Annotated in this window: 13 protein-coding genes; 8 read left to right on the forward strand and 5 right to left on the reverse strand. The window is 71.0% G+C overall.

Annotated features, from left to right (window positions below; translation table 11 throughout):
- The first annotated feature begins 65 nt into the window (after nucleotides 1–65).
- Together ACWC5O_RS27330 and ACWC5O_RS27335 are read left to right on the forward strand one after the other, a co-directional pair.
- On the forward strand, nucleotides 66–1031 hold the full coding sequence (locus ACWC5O_RS27330) for an ATP-binding cassette domain-containing protein (protein WP_450589715.1): 966 nt from the start codon (nucleotides 66–68) through the stop codon (nucleotides 1029–1031).
- Entirely contained in the window at nucleotides 1031–1807 is a 777-nt protein-coding gene (locus tag ACWC5O_RS27335) for an ABC transporter permease (protein WP_450589716.1), read from the forward strand. The genes ACWC5O_RS27330 and ACWC5O_RS27335 overlap by 1 nt, the downstream gene beginning before the upstream one ends.
- Here ACWC5O_RS27335 and ACWC5O_RS27340 read toward each other — a convergent pair.
- On the reverse strand, nucleotides 1804–3210 hold the full coding sequence (locus tag ACWC5O_RS27340; protein WP_450589717.1) for a glutamate decarboxylase: 1407 nt from the start codon (nucleotides 3208–3210) through the stop codon (nucleotides 1804–1806). The genes ACWC5O_RS27335 and ACWC5O_RS27340 overlap by 4 nt on opposite strands.
- A 29-nt stretch (nucleotides 3211–3239) precedes the next feature.
- Nucleotides 3240–4526, reverse strand: coding sequence for an ion channel protein (locus ACWC5O_RS27345; RefSeq protein ID WP_450589718.1), 1287 nt, complete (start codon nucleotides 4524–4526; stop codon nucleotides 3240–3242).
- Nucleotides 4527–4640: 114 nt separating this feature from the next.
- Here ACWC5O_RS27345 and ACWC5O_RS27350 point away from each other — a divergent pair, with 114 nt between their 5' ends.
- The gene (locus tag ACWC5O_RS27350; RefSeq protein WP_450589719.1) at nucleotides 4641–5402 is read left to right on the forward strand and encodes a MerR family transcriptional regulator; all 762 of its coding nucleotides are present in this window, start codon (nucleotides 4641–4643) and stop codon (nucleotides 5400–5402) included.
- Between the two features lie 17 nt (nucleotides 5403–5419).
- On the opposite strand, the gene ACWC5O_RS27355 is transcribed toward ACWC5O_RS27350, so the two are convergent.
- Entirely contained in the window at nucleotides 5420–5785 is a 366-nt protein-coding gene (locus tag ACWC5O_RS27355) for a YbjQ family protein (protein WP_404061080.1), read from the reverse strand.
- Between the two features lie 150 nt (nucleotides 5786–5935).
- On the opposite strand from ACWC5O_RS27355, the gene ACWC5O_RS27360 reads away from it, so the two are divergent.
- Nucleotides 5936–6856, forward strand: a complete 921-nt coding sequence (locus ACWC5O_RS27360) for a DedA family protein (RefSeq protein ID WP_450589720.1) — start codon at nucleotides 5936–5938, stop codon at nucleotides 6854–6856.
- A gap of 5 nt (nucleotides 6857–6861) precedes the next feature.
- Here the strand turns inward: ACWC5O_RS27360 and ACWC5O_RS27365 are convergent, their stop codons facing one another.
- Both ACWC5O_RS27365 and ACWC5O_RS27370 read right to left on the reverse strand, forming a co-directional pair.
- Nucleotides 6862–8517, reverse strand: a complete 1656-nt coding sequence (locus tag ACWC5O_RS27365; RefSeq protein WP_450589721.1) for a threonine/serine ThrE exporter family protein — start codon at nucleotides 8515–8517, stop codon at nucleotides 6862–6864.
- 188 nt (nucleotides 8518–8705) lie between these two features.
- The gene (locus ACWC5O_RS27370; RefSeq protein ID WP_100830653.1) at nucleotides 8706–9197 is read right to left on the reverse strand and encodes an inorganic diphosphatase; all 492 of its coding nucleotides are present in this window, start codon (nucleotides 9195–9197) and stop codon (nucleotides 8706–8708) included.
- A gap of 124 nt (nucleotides 9198–9321) precedes the next feature.
- Between ACWC5O_RS27370 and dacB the strand changes: the two genes are divergently transcribed.
- The 4 genes from dacB to hpt all read left to right on the forward strand — a co-directional run bounded on the left by dacB (nucleotide 9322) and on the right by hpt (nucleotide 14014).
- Entirely contained in the window at nucleotides 9322–10878 is a 1557-nt protein-coding gene (dacB, locus tag ACWC5O_RS27375) for a D-alanyl-D-alanine carboxypeptidase/D-alanyl-D-alanine endopeptidase (RefSeq protein WP_450589781.1), read from the forward strand.
- Between the two features lie 94 nt (nucleotides 10879–10972).
- Nucleotides 10973–12106, forward strand: coding sequence for a zinc-dependent metalloprotease (locus tag ACWC5O_RS27380; protein ID WP_450589722.1), 1134 nt, complete (start codon nucleotides 10973–10975; stop codon nucleotides 12104–12106).
- Nucleotides 12107–12299: 193 nt separating this feature from the next.
- Nucleotides 12300–13370, forward strand: a complete 1071-nt coding sequence (gene tilS, locus ACWC5O_RS27385; RefSeq protein ID WP_450589723.1) for a tRNA lysidine(34) synthetase TilS — start codon at nucleotides 12300–12302, stop codon at nucleotides 13368–13370.
- An 83-nt stretch (nucleotides 13371–13453) separates the two neighbouring features.
- On the forward strand, nucleotides 13454–14014 hold the full coding sequence (gene hpt / locus ACWC5O_RS27390; RefSeq protein ID WP_003999117.1) for a hypoxanthine phosphoribosyltransferase: 561 nt from the start codon (nucleotides 13454–13456) through the stop codon (nucleotides 14012–14014).
- Nucleotides 14015–14104: the final 90 nt, after the last annotated feature.

A 14104-nucleotide genomic window follows, 5' to 3' on the forward strand; every position in this document is an offset into this window, starting at 1 on the left:
TGACCAATTGGCCCGCCCGCGCTACTTTCGAAAGTAGTCAAGTTTGACTAGCGAGGGAGTGGCACGTGGCCGACACGGCGATCACCGTCGAGGACGCACGCAAGACCTACGGCACCGAACACGCCCTGGACGGGCTCGACCTGCACGTCACCCGCGGCACCGTGCACGCGGTGCTCGGCCCCAACGGGGCGGGCAAGACCACCCTGGTCCGGATCCTGTCCACCCTGCTCAGGCCGGACGGCGGCCGCATCGAGGTCGCCGGGCACGACGTGCTCACCGAGGCCCGCGCGGTACGGCGGCGCATCGGCCTGCTGGGCCAGTACGCGGCCTTGGACGAGCAGTTGGACGGCCGGCAGAACCTGGAGATGTTCGCCCGTCTGCACCACCTCGGCGCCCGCCACGCGCGCGTGCGCGCCGCCGAACTCCTGGAGCGCTTCGACCTCACCGACACCGGCCGCACCCCGGTGGCCCGCTACAGCGGCGGCATGCGCCGCCGCCTCGACCTCGCCGCCTCTCTCATCGGCAACAAGCACAGCACCGGCCCCGAGGTGCTGTTCCTGGACGAGCCGACGACCGGCCTCGACCCGCGCGGCCGCGCCGAGGTCTGGGCGGCCGTACGCTCCCTGGTCGGTGACGGCACGACGGTCCTGCTCACCACCCAGTACCTGGAGGAGGCCGACCAGCTCGCCCACCGCATCGCCTTCGTGGACCACGGCCGGGTCGTCGCCGACGGCACGCCCGACGAGCTGAAGACCCTCACCGGCGGCGACCGCATCGACGTCGTCCTGCGCGACGCGGGCCACCTCGGCGCGGCCGTCGCCCTGCTGCCCGTCACCGGCGTCTCGGTGGACACCGACCGCCGACTGCTCAGCGCCCCGGTCACCGACCGCATGAGCGCGCTCTCCGGGGTCGTACGCGCCCTGGAGGCGGCCGGCATCGAGGCGGCGGACGTCGCCCTGCGCCGGCCCACGCTGGACGAGGTGTTCCTGCACCTCACCGGCGACGAGAACCGAGTGAAGGAGGCCGCGTGATGGCGGTGGCCTCGTCCGTCCAGTATGTCCTGACCGACTCCTGGACCATGACCCGGCGCGAACTCGCCCACTGGGCACGGCAGCCCGGGCAGGTGCTGGTCGCCCTGGTCTTCCCGGTGATGCTGCTGCTGATGTTCGGCTACCTGGTCGGCGGCGGCCGGGGCGTCGCCGGCGACTACGTCGACTACCTGGTGCCCGGCATGCTCGCGCTCACCATGGCCTTCGGGCTGGAGGGCACGATGCTCAACGTCACCCAGGACCTCAACAAGGGCGTCATCGACCGCTTCCGCTCCCTGCCCATGGCCAACGGGGCGGTCCTGGTGGGCCGTTCGGCGGCCGACATGCTCCAGTCGGCGGTGGCGCTCGCCCTGATGACGGCGATGGCGTACGCGCTCGGCTGGCGGGCGCACGGCGGCCCCGGCGCCTTCCTGGGCGCCGTGGGCCTGCTCCTGCTGTTCCGCTTCGCGATGCTGTGGGTCGGCATCCACCTCGCCCTGATCGCCGGCCGGCCCGAGATGGTCCAGGCGGTGCAGATCCTCGTCTGGCCGGTCGGCTTCCTCTCCAACGCCCTCGCCACACCGGACGCCATGCCCGACTGGCTGGGCACGGCCGTCGGGTGGAACCCCCTGTCCCAGACGGCGACGGCGGTACGGGACCTGCTCGGCAGCCAGGGCGGCGATCCGGGCCACGTGGGGGCGGCGGTGGCCTGGCCGCTCGGCCTGCTGGCGGTGTTCTTCCCGCTGGCCGTTCGGAAGTTCGCGCGCCTGGGCCGCTAGTGGTGGAAGCCGGTGGCCGCCTCCTTGTCCCGGGTCAGGGGATGCGGCTGCCGGCGCAGCTCCGGCACCAGGCGGTTCAGGTCCTCCACGAACAGGTCGGCGAGGTCGTGGGAGAAGCCGTTGCGGCACACGATCCGGATCACGGAGAGGTCCTCCCGGTTGGGCGGGAAGGTGTACGCGGGCACCAGCCAGCCGCCCTCGCGCAGCCGCCGGGCGACGTCGAAGACGTCGTACGACGTCACGTCCGGAGCGGTGGTGAAGGCGAACACCGGCAGTTCGTCGCCTTGGGTGAGCAGCCGGAAGTCGTCCAGCGCCTCGATCCGGCCGGCGACGTAGCGCGCCACGTCCCGTGTCGACTGCTGCACCGCCCGGTAGCCCTCCCGGCCCAGCCGCAGGAACGTGTAGTACTGCGCGACCACCTGGGCGCCGGGCCGGGAGAAGTTGAGCGCGAACGTCGGCATGTCGCCGCCGAGGTAGTTCACCCGGAAGACCAGTTCCTCGGGCAGCGCCTCCTCGTCCCGCCACAGGGCCCAGCCGACGCCCGGGTAGACCAGGCCGTACTTGTGGCCCGAGGTGTTGATCGAGGCCACGCGCGGGAGGCGGAAGTCCCACACCAGTTCCTCGTCCAGGAAGGGCGCCACCATGGCCCCGGACGCACCGTCCACGTGCACCGGGATGTCGAGACCGGTGCGCTCCTGGAGGTCGTCCAGGGCCGCGCACAGGTCCGCGATCGGCTCGTAGGACCCGTCGAAGGTGGAGCCGAGGATGCCGACGACCCCGATCGTGTTCTCGTCGCACAGCCCGGCCGCCGCCTGCGGATCCAGGTGGTACCGCTCGCCCTCCATCGGGACCAGCCGGGGCTCCACCTCCCAGAAGTTGCAGAACTTGTCCCAGCAGACCTGGACGTTGACGCCCATGACCAGGTTCGGGCGCGCCGCCGGGTAGCGGTCGGCGTTGCGCTTCGCCCAGCGCCGCTTCAGCGCCATCCCGGCGAGCATGCACGCCTCGCTGGAGCCCGTGGTCGAACAGCCCACGGCGGCCGACGGGTCCGGCGCGTTCCAGAGGTCCGCGAGCATCGCCACACAGCGCCGCTCCAGCTCGGCGGTGCGCGGGTACTCGTCCTTGTCAATCATGTTCTTGTCCCGGCACTCCGCCATCAGCGCCCCGGCCTGCGGCTCCATCCAGGTGGTGACGAACGTGGCCAGGTTCAGCCGGGAGTTGCCGTCCAGCATCAGCTCGTCGTGTACCAGCTGGTGCGCCGTCGACGGGGGCAGCGGTGTGTCCGGGAGCCGGTGGGTGGGCGGGGCCTCGGTCATGCCGGCGACCGGATTGGCCTCCCCGAAGAACGGGTTGACCGACATCGGCCGCTCTTCGTGCTTCTCGGGGCCTTTGTGCAGAGCCATGGACGTGCCTCCAGAGGTAGGGACGAGGGTCAGCGGACCGGCCTGCCGTCCTTGCGCAGCTGCATCTGCGGGCGCCCCGTCACCAGCAGCCAGGCCGGCAGCGAGGCGAGACACAGCAGAGCGAGGATGACCGGCGACAGGACGAGGATGGCGGCGGTGAACAGGCTCACCCAGCCTTGACGGGTGATGGCGAGGAGGATGCCCAGCACAGCCGCCGCAACGCCCAGCGCGGGTTCCACGGCCGGAACGAGCGCATGGGCACACAGGCCCACGGCGGTGCCGGCGAAGACGGCGGGGAAGATACGGCCGCCCCGGAACCCGCAGGACGTGGCGACGGCCAGCGCGGCCAGCTTCACCACGGCCATCGTGGCGAACTGCCCCGCCGACCAGCCCTCGGGGTCGCGCGCCAGCTCCCCCATCTCCGTCAGTCCCTTGAAGAGCGTCAAGGGGCCTCCCAGGGCCGCCAGGCCCCCCAGGACGACCCCACCCGCCGGGAGCATCAGCATCGGGTGACGCAACCGCTGGAAGGCCGCGTGGGCGAACGGGAGGACGTAGACGGCGCACATGCCGAGCAGTGCGGCGGCAGACGCGATCACGAGCGCCGCCAGCACGTCCTTCCAGTTGGAGTGGTGCAGGGGCGGCAGGCCCAGGTCGAAGCTCGGGTGGTAGACCAGGCTGGTGGTCATGGCGCCGGTCGCGGCGGCGGTCAGCGGCGCGAACAGGTTGTCCCACAGCAGCCCGCGGATCGGCCGCCCGGCCAGCGCCTCGGAGATCACCAGAGCCGCCGCCACCGGCGTGCCGAAGAGCGCGCCGATCGTCGCCGCCTCGGCCAGTACCGGCCAGAGGGCGTCGGACGCCCGGGGGACGAAGCGCCCGCCCAGCCAGGCCGCGAGGCCGACGTTCACGGCGATGATCGGATTCTCCGGGCCGAGGCTCGGCCCGCCCGCCAGCATCAGCCCGACCGCCAGCACCAGGCCCGGCAGCACGACCGGCGGCAGGACGGGGGCGTCCAGACCGGTGGTGGCCGGGTCGGGCCCGGCATGCCCCGGGACCTTCCAGACCACCAGCCCGACGGCGACACCGGTCGCCACGAGCACGACGAACATCCACGGCACGGAGTAGCGGCCCACGCCCAGCGCGTCCGGCAAGGGCCCCCACAGCACGTGCTGGAGCTGCTCCGCCGCCGTGCTCACCCCGACGAACAGCAGGCTCGCGGCCACTCCCACGACGCAGGCGGGCAGGACCAACGGCAGCAGGGCCCGGGCCGGGGTCGCCGGGCGGGTCGTGGGAGCCTGCTGCTCGGAGTCCTGGGCCACGGAATCACCATAAGCGGACAAAAGATGTTGAACCTCCCGAAGTGAAACCGGCTTGCACCTCACGTGACGTGAGGCCTCAGCGTGGAGGACGTACCGACGACAAGGAGCGGAAAAGTGAGCTACTCCGTGGGACAGGTCGCGGGGTTCGCCGGGGTCACGGTGCGCACCCTGCACCACTACGACGAGATCGGTCTGCTCGTGCCCAGCGAGCGCACCCACGCCGGCCACCGGCGCTACGCCGATGCCGACCTCGACCGGCTCCAGCAGATCCTGTTCTACCGGGAGCTCGGCTTCCCGCTCGACGAGGTCGCGGCCCTGCTCGACGACCCTGACGCGGATCCGCGCGCGCACCTGCGCCGCCAGCACGAACTGCTGACCGCCCGGATCGAGAAGCTGCAGAAGATGGCCGCGGCCGTGGAGCACGCCATGGAGGCACGCACGATGGGCATCAACCTCACGCCCGAGGAGCGGTTCGAGGTCTTCGGGGACAAGGACCCCGAGCAGTACGCCGAGGAGGCGGAGCAGCGCTGGGGCGGCACCGAGGCGTACGCGGAGTCACAGCGCCGCGCCGCCCGCTACACCAAGGAGGACTGGAAGCGCCTGCAGGCCGAGGTCGACGACTGGACCGAGCGCTACGTCGCCCTGATGACCGCCGGTGAGCAGCCGTCCGGCGAGGCGGCCATGGCTCTGGCCGAGGAACATCGCCGGCACATCAGCAGATGGTTCTACGAGTGCCCGCACGCCATGCACCGCTGCCTGGGCGCGATGTACGTCGCCGACGAGCGCTTCAAGTCGTTCTACGACGCCATGCGGCCCGGGCTCGCCGATCACCTGAGCGAGGCGATCACCGCGAACGCCGACCGGCACACCGCGTGACCCCTGGCCCGGGAGGCCTACTCCCGGGCCAGGACCACCGCGGTCCCGTACGCGCACACCTCCGTGCCCACGTCCGCGGCCTCCGTCACGTCGAAGCGGAACGCCAGCACTCCGTTGGCGCCACGCGCGCGTGCCTGCTCCACCAGCCGCTCCATGGCCTGGTTGCGGGTCTGCACGAGCGTCTTGGTGAGGCCCTTCAGCTCGCCGCCGATCATCGACTTCAGTCCGGCGCCGATCTGACTGCCCAGGTGCCGCGAGCGCACGGTGAGCCCGAAGACCTCACCGATCACCTGCTGCACCCGGTATCCGGGCACGTCGTTGGTCGTGACGACCAGCACGTCCGGCTGGGGTCCCTGTCCGCCGCCGTAGTCATCGAGTCCCATGGCTCACAGCTTTGCCCCAGGTGCCCCACAGTGCATCCTGGAGTCACCGGTGGAACCTGGGGCGGTCACATCACGTTGATAGCTTTGTGCGGCGGCCCGTCGACGTTCAGCCGCCGTAGCCGCCCTCATCCCCCTCAGGAGCCCGGACCCGTGATGACACTCGCCCTCGGCCCGAGCTGGCTCGATCCCAACTACCTGCTCGACACGTACAGCATCTGGGGTCTGCTGCTCATCGTCTTCGCCGAGTCCGGTCTGCTCATCGGGTTCTTCCTGCCGGGTGACTCGCTGCTGTTCACCTGCGGTCTGCTGATCACGTCCAACAAGCTGGACTTCCCGCTGTGGGGCGCGATCGCCCTGATCTGCCTCGCCGCGGTCCTCGGAGACCAGGCCGGCTACGTGTTCGGCAAGAAGGTCGGCCCGTCCCTCTTCAACCGCCCGGACTCCCGCCTCTTCAAGCAGGAGAACGTCACCAAGGCGCACGAGTTCTTCGAGAAGTACGGCCCGAAGTCCCTGGTCCTGGCCCGCTTCGTGCCCATCGTGCGCACGTTCACGCCGATCATCGCCGGCGTCAGCGGCATGAAGTACCGCTCGTTCCTGATCTTCAACGTCATCGGCGGCGTCCTGTGGGGCGCGGGCGTCACGCTGCTCGGCTCCTGGCTCGGCAACATCGACTTCGTCAAGAAGAACGTCGAGGCGATCCTCATCCTGGTCGTCCTCATCTCGGTGATCCCGATCGCGATCGAGTTCCTCCGTGCGCGCGGCAAGGCCAAGAACGCTCCGGAGGAGACGCCGCAGCCTCCCCAGCAGCCCCAGTACCAGCACCCCCCGGTCATGGACGCCGCCACCACCCAGCTGCGCCGCATCGAGCCGGAGGAGCCCTACCAGCCGCAGTACCAGCAGCAGCCGTACCAGCCGCAGCAGGACCAGCAGTACTGGAACCAGGGCTACGACGACCAGGGCCAGCAGGGTTATGACAACCAGGGCCACCAGGGGTACGACCACCAGTACTACGACCAGCAGCAGTACCCGCAGCAGCAGTACGACCAGAACGGGTATCCCCGGAACTACTAGGCGGCTCAGAACCCCCTGGTCCGCTTGGCGGCTCTCCGCTTGCCCGCGGAGCCGACCCGCAGGGTCAGCCTGGAGATCTCCGATCCCAGGTTGACCCCGATGGCGATCGCCATGGCCAGCGAGGCGGCCTTCGCCAGGGACACCAGTCCCTTGTCCACCTCGTTCTGCGCCATGGACAGCAGCCCGAAGTACGTGGCCGAACCGGGCAGCAGCGGCCCGATCGCCGCCGTCGTGTAGGGCAGCGCGGACGCGAACCGGTACCGCGACAGCAGCTGCCCGAACAGCCCCACCAGCCCCGCCGCCACCGCCGTGGAGGCGACGGGGGAGATGCCGCCCGCGTAGTGCATGGCGCCGTACACCGACCACGCCACACCGCCGTTGAGTGTCACCGCCAGCACGGTGGATCGTTCCTGCTGCAGCAGGACGGCGAACGTCAGCGACAGCACCATGGACGCGGCGATCTGGATCAGCGGCCGTTCGGAGATGTTCATCGCCGCGTCCGGGTTGAGCTCGCCGCCCACCTTCACGCCGAAGTACAGGACGGTCAGCACACCGATGACGATGCCGACGAAGAAGTACATGACCTCCAGCAGGCGGGCGGCCGCGGTGATGTAGAAGCCCGTCAGCCCGTCCTGGACGCCCGCCACCAGCGCCCGCCCGGGCAGCAGCGCGAACAGCCCACCGGTGACGACCGCGGACGCCGCCACGTCGATGTGCGCCAGCGCGAACGCCACACCGATCGCCGCCGGGGGCATCGCGGCGATCGTGAACTGGTAGAACTCCGGCAGCCCCCGCCCCGCGCACAGCCACGCCAGCCGGTCGCCGAGCATCGCGCCCAACGCCGCCGCGAAGAAGACGATCAGGTCACCGCCGACCAGCACGGAGGCCGCACCCGCGAGCAGCCCGCTCGCCAGGGTCAGGGCCCAGCCGGGGTAGGGGTGCCGGTTGCGGCGGATCTCCGCCAGGCGCCGGTAGGCCTCCTCCAGGGAGACATGGGTCTCCGGGTCGGTCAGGTCGTCCACCAGCCGGAACACGGCCGCGAGCCGCGTGTAGTCCGTGCCCCGCCGGCGTACCGTCCGCGACGCGGTGACCGGGTCCTCCACCAGGGACGGCTGGTGGGAGATCGACAGCAGAGTGAAGGTGACGGTCGGCTCGCAGCGGTCCAGGCCGTAGGACCGGCACACCGCGAACATCGCGGCCTCCACGTCCTCCGCGCCCTCACCGCCCGCCAGCAGCAGCTCCCCGATACGCAAGGTCAGGTCGAGCACGCGCGGGACGGCGGGCCCGCCCTCCTCGGCCTTCTGCACCGGCTCCGGCGCCGGCCGCTCGGTCACCGGCATGCGCAGCATCGTGCGCATCCGGTCCTGCCAGGGCGCGTCCTTGATCAGGCTGACCGCCGGCATCCCGGTCGCCGGGGTGAACGCGGGCGGGGCGTCCTCGGCGCTGTAGGTGCTCGGCAGGCTGAACGCCGACCCCTCCGGCTCGGCACTCGGCGGCTGCGGCGCCGCCAGCCCCTCCGGCACGGTGAACTCGGAGGTGGTCTCCGGCTCAGCGACGCCCTCGGGTACCTCGATGCCCTGGGGGATGGCGAACTCGGACGTGATCTCCGGGTCGTACCGCGCCTCGTCGGACCGGGACTTGCGGTCCTCCGCCTCCGTCACCTCGCACCGCTCCCTGAACGACACCTTCCGTCAGCCACAGTATGCGCACAGACACGCGAACGGCCGCCCGGTCTCCAGGAGACCGAACGGCCGATCGCATATCGGCGCACGCACCGCAACCGTCAATTGCGCAACGGTGAGCAACCACGTCCGCGAGAGCGGCGCCGGTTCAGGCGCAAAGGGGTGCGTCAGTGACCGCCGTGCTCCTCGAAGCGCTTGTACGACCGCTCGATCTCCGCCTCGGCGTCCGTGCGGCCCACCCAGTTGGCACCCTCGACCGACTTGCCGGGCTCCAGGTCCTTGTACACCTCGAAGAAGTGCTGGATCTCCAGGCGGTCGAACTCCGACACGTGGTGGATGTCGCGCAGGTGCTCCACGCGCGGGTCGGTGGCCGGAACGCACAGCAGCTTGTCGTCGCCGCCCGCCTCGTCCGTCATCCGGAACATGCCGATCGCACGGCACTTGATCAGACAGCCCGGGAAGGTCGGCTCGTCCAGGATGACCAGCGCGTCCAGCGGGTCGCCGTCCTCGCCGAGGGTGTTCTCGACGAAGCCGTAGTCGGTCGGGTAGGCGGTCGAGGTGAAGAGGCGACGGTCCAGGCGGATCCGACCGGTCTCGTGGTCCACCTCGTACTTGTTCCGCGAACCCTTCGGGATCTCGATCGTGACGTCGAACTCCACCGGTGGCTCCTCCATGATCAGCACATAGTTCTGGTGGTTAAGTGTCCCTCACGCAGGTGTGTGATCGCGAAAGGGGCTGGTGGTCGTGCCAGAGCTGAGGCCTTGGCGAGCCGCGAGACCGCAGGTGGTGCGGATCGCGAACGCCGTACGACCGCGGCTGGCGCGCGCCGTGACGGCCGCGAAACCAGGGGTCGCGCGGCTGACGAAGGCAGTGCGCCCGGGGCTTGCACACCTCCCTCGGCCGCGAGCCGTCAGGACCTGGCAGTACACCGCGGGCGCCGCCACCGCCGGGCTGGCGCTGGCCGCCGGTGTGGTGGCCGTCGCCGGTCCCTGGGACGCCAACGGTCAGCGTACGGCCGAGCGGGACCGGGCCGCCGCCCTGGAGCGGTCAGGTGGCGCAGATCACGGCGACTCCGGCACGAGCGCGCGGGAGCCCCGGCCCGCACCGAGCGCCCCAGCCGTCCTGGCGGCCCTGGGCGGCGCCACGGGCACCGTCGGCACCAAGAAGGCCCCGCCGGGCCAGAAGGCCCTCGCGGACGTCCTGGGGCCGCTCCTGGACGCCCCAGCGCTGGGCGGCGGTCACGCGGCGGCCGTCGTCGACGTCAGCACCGGCAAGCAGCTGTACGGCACCGCCGCCGGCCAGGCCTTCACCCCCGCCTCCACCACCAAGATCGCCACCGCCGTCGCCGCCCTGTCCGCCCTCGGCCCCGACCACCGCCTCACCACCCGCGCCGCACTCGAACCCGACACCAGGGAACTGGTCCTGGTCGGCGGCGGCGACCCCACCCTCACCGCCCACCCCGAGGCCGACGGCTGGGCGAGCCTGCGCACGCTCGCCGCCGACGCCGCAGCCGCCCTCAAGAAGCGCGGCATCGACAAGATCACGCTCTCCTACGACACCACGCTCTTCTCCGGCCCCGCGCTGCACCCCATCGGCGTCAACGACAACCTCGCCCCGGTCAGCGCCCTGACCGCCGACGAGGGCCGCACCGACGACTCCACGAGCGGCCCGGCGGCCCGCGTGAGCGACCCGGCGGCCGACGCTGCCGGCAAGTTCGCGGACTGCCTCAAGAAGGCCGGCATCAAGGTCACGCCTCCCGGCCCCTCCAAGGCCACCAACCGTGCCGAGACCCTCGCCACCGTCTCCTCACCCCCGCTGTCCACCCTGGTCGAGCGCATGCTGACCAACAGCGACAACGACATCGCCGAGGCCCTGGCCCGCCAGACCGCCCTGGTCAGTGGCCGGGCGGCGAGCTTCGACGGCGGCGCGAAGGCCATCGCCACCCGGCTGACCAAGCTCGGCCTGCCCATGTCCGGCGCCGCCTTCCACGACGGCAGCGGCCTCAACCGCGACGACCGGCTCACGGCGAACCTCCTCACCGCCCTGCTGGTCAAAGCCGCCGACCCGGCCCGCCCCGGCCTCCGCCCGGTCCTCACCGGCCTCCCCGTGGCCGGTTTCACCGGCACCCTGGCCGACCGCTACACCGACGGCGCGGCAGGAGTCGTACGCGCGAAGACAGGCACCCTGACCGGCGTGAACACCCTGGCGGGCACGGTCGTGGACCAGGACGGCCACCTCCTGACCTTCGCCTTCCTGGCCTCCGACACGACCGACCCCATGGACGCCCAGTCGGCCCTGGACAAGACGGCCACGGCCTTGGCGGGCTGCGGCTGCCGGTAGGACACCAACACCCGTCCGTCACCGCACGAGAAACCGCACCTCACCCAATGCCCACGGCCTGCCCCGAGCGGGAGCGCTCACGTACCGTTGACGCATGACGAGCTTCGGTGGCACCGCATCTCCCGGGATGGTCGATTGGAACCTCGCGGTGGCAACCGCGACACGGCTCGTACGACCGGGCCCCGAAGTAACCCGCGACGAGGCCAGGGCCGTCGTGGCGGAGCTGCGCCGGCACGCGAAGGCCTCGGAGGAACACGTCCGGGGCTTCACCCGCATGGGCACCGAGGAGACCCACGACACCCCCGTCCTCGTCGTCGACCGCCCCGGCTGGGTCCGGGCCAACGTCGCCGGATTCCGGGAGATCCTCAAACCCCTCCTGGAGAAGATGCAGGAACGCCGCGGCAGCAGCCCCGGCAACGCCGTCCTCGGTGCCGTCGGCGGCAAGGTCACCGGCGTCGAACTCGGCATGCTCCTCTCCTTCCTCTCCTCCCGCGTCCTCGGCCAGTACGAGACCTTCGCCCCCGCCTCCCGCGACCTGCCGGCGGGCGAGAACGGGGGCGGCCGGCTCCTTCTCGTCGCCCCCAACATCGTCCACGTGGAGCGCGAACTCGACGTCGAGCCGCACGACTTCAGGCTCTGGGTGTGCCTGCACGAGGAGACCCACCGCACGCAGTTCACCGCCGTGCCCTGGCTCCGCGACCACCTCGAGGGTGAAATCCAGTCGTTCTTGGCGGAGACCGACGTCGACCCGATGACCGTCCTGGAGCGCATCCGGGAAGCCGCCCAGTCCCTCGCCGGCGGCCGCCCCGAGGGCGAGGAGGAGGACGGCGGACGCTCCTTCGTGGAGCTGGTGCAGACCCCGGTCCAGCGCGAGATCCTCGGTCGCCTCACCGCGGTCATGTCCCTGCTGGAGGGCCACGCGGACTTCGTCATGGACGGGGTGGGCCCGAGCGTCGTACCGACCGTCTCCGAGATCCGCGAGAAGTTCCAGCAGCGCCGTGCCAAGGGCGCCTCCCGCCTCGACCTCGCCCTGCGCAAGCTGCTCGGTCTGGACGCCAAACTCAGGCAGTACCGGGACGGCGAGCGCTTCGTCCGCGCCGTCGTCGACCAGGTCGGCATGGACGGCTTCAACCGCGTGTGGACATCCCCCAACACCCTGCCCACCAAGGCGGAGATCGCCAAACCGGCGGACTGGGTCGCACGGGTGCACCGCAAGGCCGAGTCGTGAACCGCATGAGGAAGTCGTGAACAGAATCCGGCCTACGGCAGGAGAACGCCCCTCCAATCACCCGTCCGAGGGACCGTGAGCCATGGGTAGGCGTGCAATGCTCGGGGAAGGGCCTGGTTCTGTCACCATCTACACACTCTGAGTGACCGAACCTCGGGCTCACCCCCCGAAAACTTCATGAAGGGAACCGGACATGGGTCCCCATCCTGCGGTCGCGGCGATACGCCTGGCGGTCCGCCGCGTCCTCCACGACCTCCTCACCGACCACAGCCGCACCACCGAAGCAGCGACGACAGCCGCCACGGCTGTCACCGAAGAAGCCCGCGAACCGAGCCGTAACGAGCGCACCTCCTCCCCGCTCGTGCTGGTCGCGTGCTCCGGCGGCGCCGACTCCATGGCGCTCGCCTCCGCCCTCGCCTTCGAGGCCCCCAAGCTCGGCATCCGCGCCGGCGGCATCACCGTGGACCACGGCCTCCAGCCCGGCTCCGACCTCCGGGCCGAGGAGGTCGTCCTCAGGCTGCGCGAACTCGGCCTCGACCCCGCCGAGTCCATCGCCGTGACCGTCGGCCGCGAGGGCGGCCCAGAGGCCGCCGCCCGCGACGCCCGCTACGCCGCCCTCGACGCCGCGGCCGCACGGCACGGCGCCGCCGCGGTCCTGCTCGGCCACACCCGTGACGACCAGGCCGAAACCGTCCTGCTCGGCCTCGCCCGCGGCTCCGGCATCCGCTCCCTGTCCGGAATGGCAGCGGTCTCGGGGGCCGACGGCCGTTACCGGCGCCCCTTTCTGCACATCGACCGGCAGACCGCCCGCAAGGCCTGCATGGTCCAGGCCCTGCCCGTCTGGGACGACCCGCACAACGCCGACCCCGCCTACACCCGCTCCCGGCTCCGGCACGAAGGTCTGCCCGCCCTGGAGAAGGCCCTCGGCAAAGGCGTCGTGGAAGCCCTCGCCCGCACCGCCCAGCTCTCCCGCGACGACGCCGACGCCCTCGACGCCTGGGCCTCCCAGGCCGAGGCCTCCGTACGCGACGCCACGGGCCTCCTGGAGTGCGCCAAGCTCTACGCCCTCCCGCCCGCCGTACGCCGCCGCATCCTGCGCCGTGCCGCCATCGAGGCCGGCGCTCCGGCCGGCTCCCTCTTCGCCCGCCACATCGAGGAAGTCGACCGGCTGATCACCGGCTGGCGCGGTCAGGGAGCCATCAATCTCCCCGGCAAAGTCGTCGCCCAGCGCCAGGGTGGCAGACTGGTGATTCGGCAAGGCTGAATCCCGACCCCGGAGCGACCCTCCGACGGGCCGGACAGCCGGTGGCCGTAAGAGCGGCCGTAAGTGCGGGACGACCGAAAGTGATGCGGGTGGACGCGAAAGACATGGGTGCCGACCTCAAGCAGGTACTCATCACCAAGGAAGAGATCGACGCGAAGCTGGCCGAGCTGGCCGCGAAGATCGACGCGGAGTACGCGGGCAAGGACCTGCTCATCGTCGGCGTGCTCAAGGGCGCCGTCATGGTCATGGCGGACCTGGCCCGGGCGCTGTCCACCCCCGTCACCATGGACTGGATGGCCGTGTCCTCCTACGGCGCGGGCACCCAGTCCTCCGGTGTCGTGCGGATCCTCAAGGACCTGGACACCGACATCAAGGGCAAGCACGTCCTGATCGTCGAGGACATCATCGACTCCGGCCTGACCCTGTCCTGGCTGATCAACAACCTCGGCAGCCGCGAGCCCGCCTCCCTCAAGGTGTGCACGCTGCTGCGCAAGCCGGACGCCGCCAAGGTCGCCATCGACGTGGAATGGGTCGGCTTCGACATCCCGAACGAGTTCGTCGTCGGCTACGGCCTCGACTACGCCGAGAAGTACCGCAACCTGCCGTTCGTCGGTACGCTCGCGCCTCACGTCTACGGCGGCTGAGCCAACCGGGCCAGTCCCTGTAAGACGATCGGGAACCCCAGCGGGTTTCGCGCCGTTGGAGCAAGCAGAGACGGGAATGCCAGCCGTCCG

Source organism: Streptomyces sp. NPDC001450, from assembly GCF_053597295.1.

What these genes read in the sequence shown, in the direction of transcription:
- ACWC5O_RS27355 (WP_404061080.1), bottom strand. Translation starts at nt 5,785, where the DNA reads ATGGGACTCGATGACTACGGCGGCGGACAGGGACCCCAGCCGGACGTG.
- tilS (WP_450589723.1), top strand. Translation starts at nt 12,300, where the DNA reads ATGGGTCCCCATCCTGCGGTCGCGGCGATACGCCTGGCGGTCCGCCGC.
- hpt (WP_003999117.1), top strand. Translation starts at nt 13,454, where the DNA reads ATGCGGGTGGACGCGAAAGACATGGGTGCCGACCTCAAGCAGGTACTC.
- ACWC5O_RS27380 (WP_450589722.1), top strand. Translation starts at nt 10,973, where the DNA reads ATGACGAGCTTCGGTGGCACCGCATCTCCCGGGATGGTCGATTGGAAC.
- ACWC5O_RS27335 (WP_450589716.1), top strand. Translation starts at nt 1,031, where the DNA reads ATGGCGGTGGCCTCGTCCGTCCAGTATGTCCTGACCGACTCCTGGACC.
- ACWC5O_RS27340 (WP_450589717.1), bottom strand. Translation starts at nt 3,210, where the DNA reads ATGGCTCTGCACAAAGGCCCCGAGAAGCACGAAGAGCGGCCGATGTCG.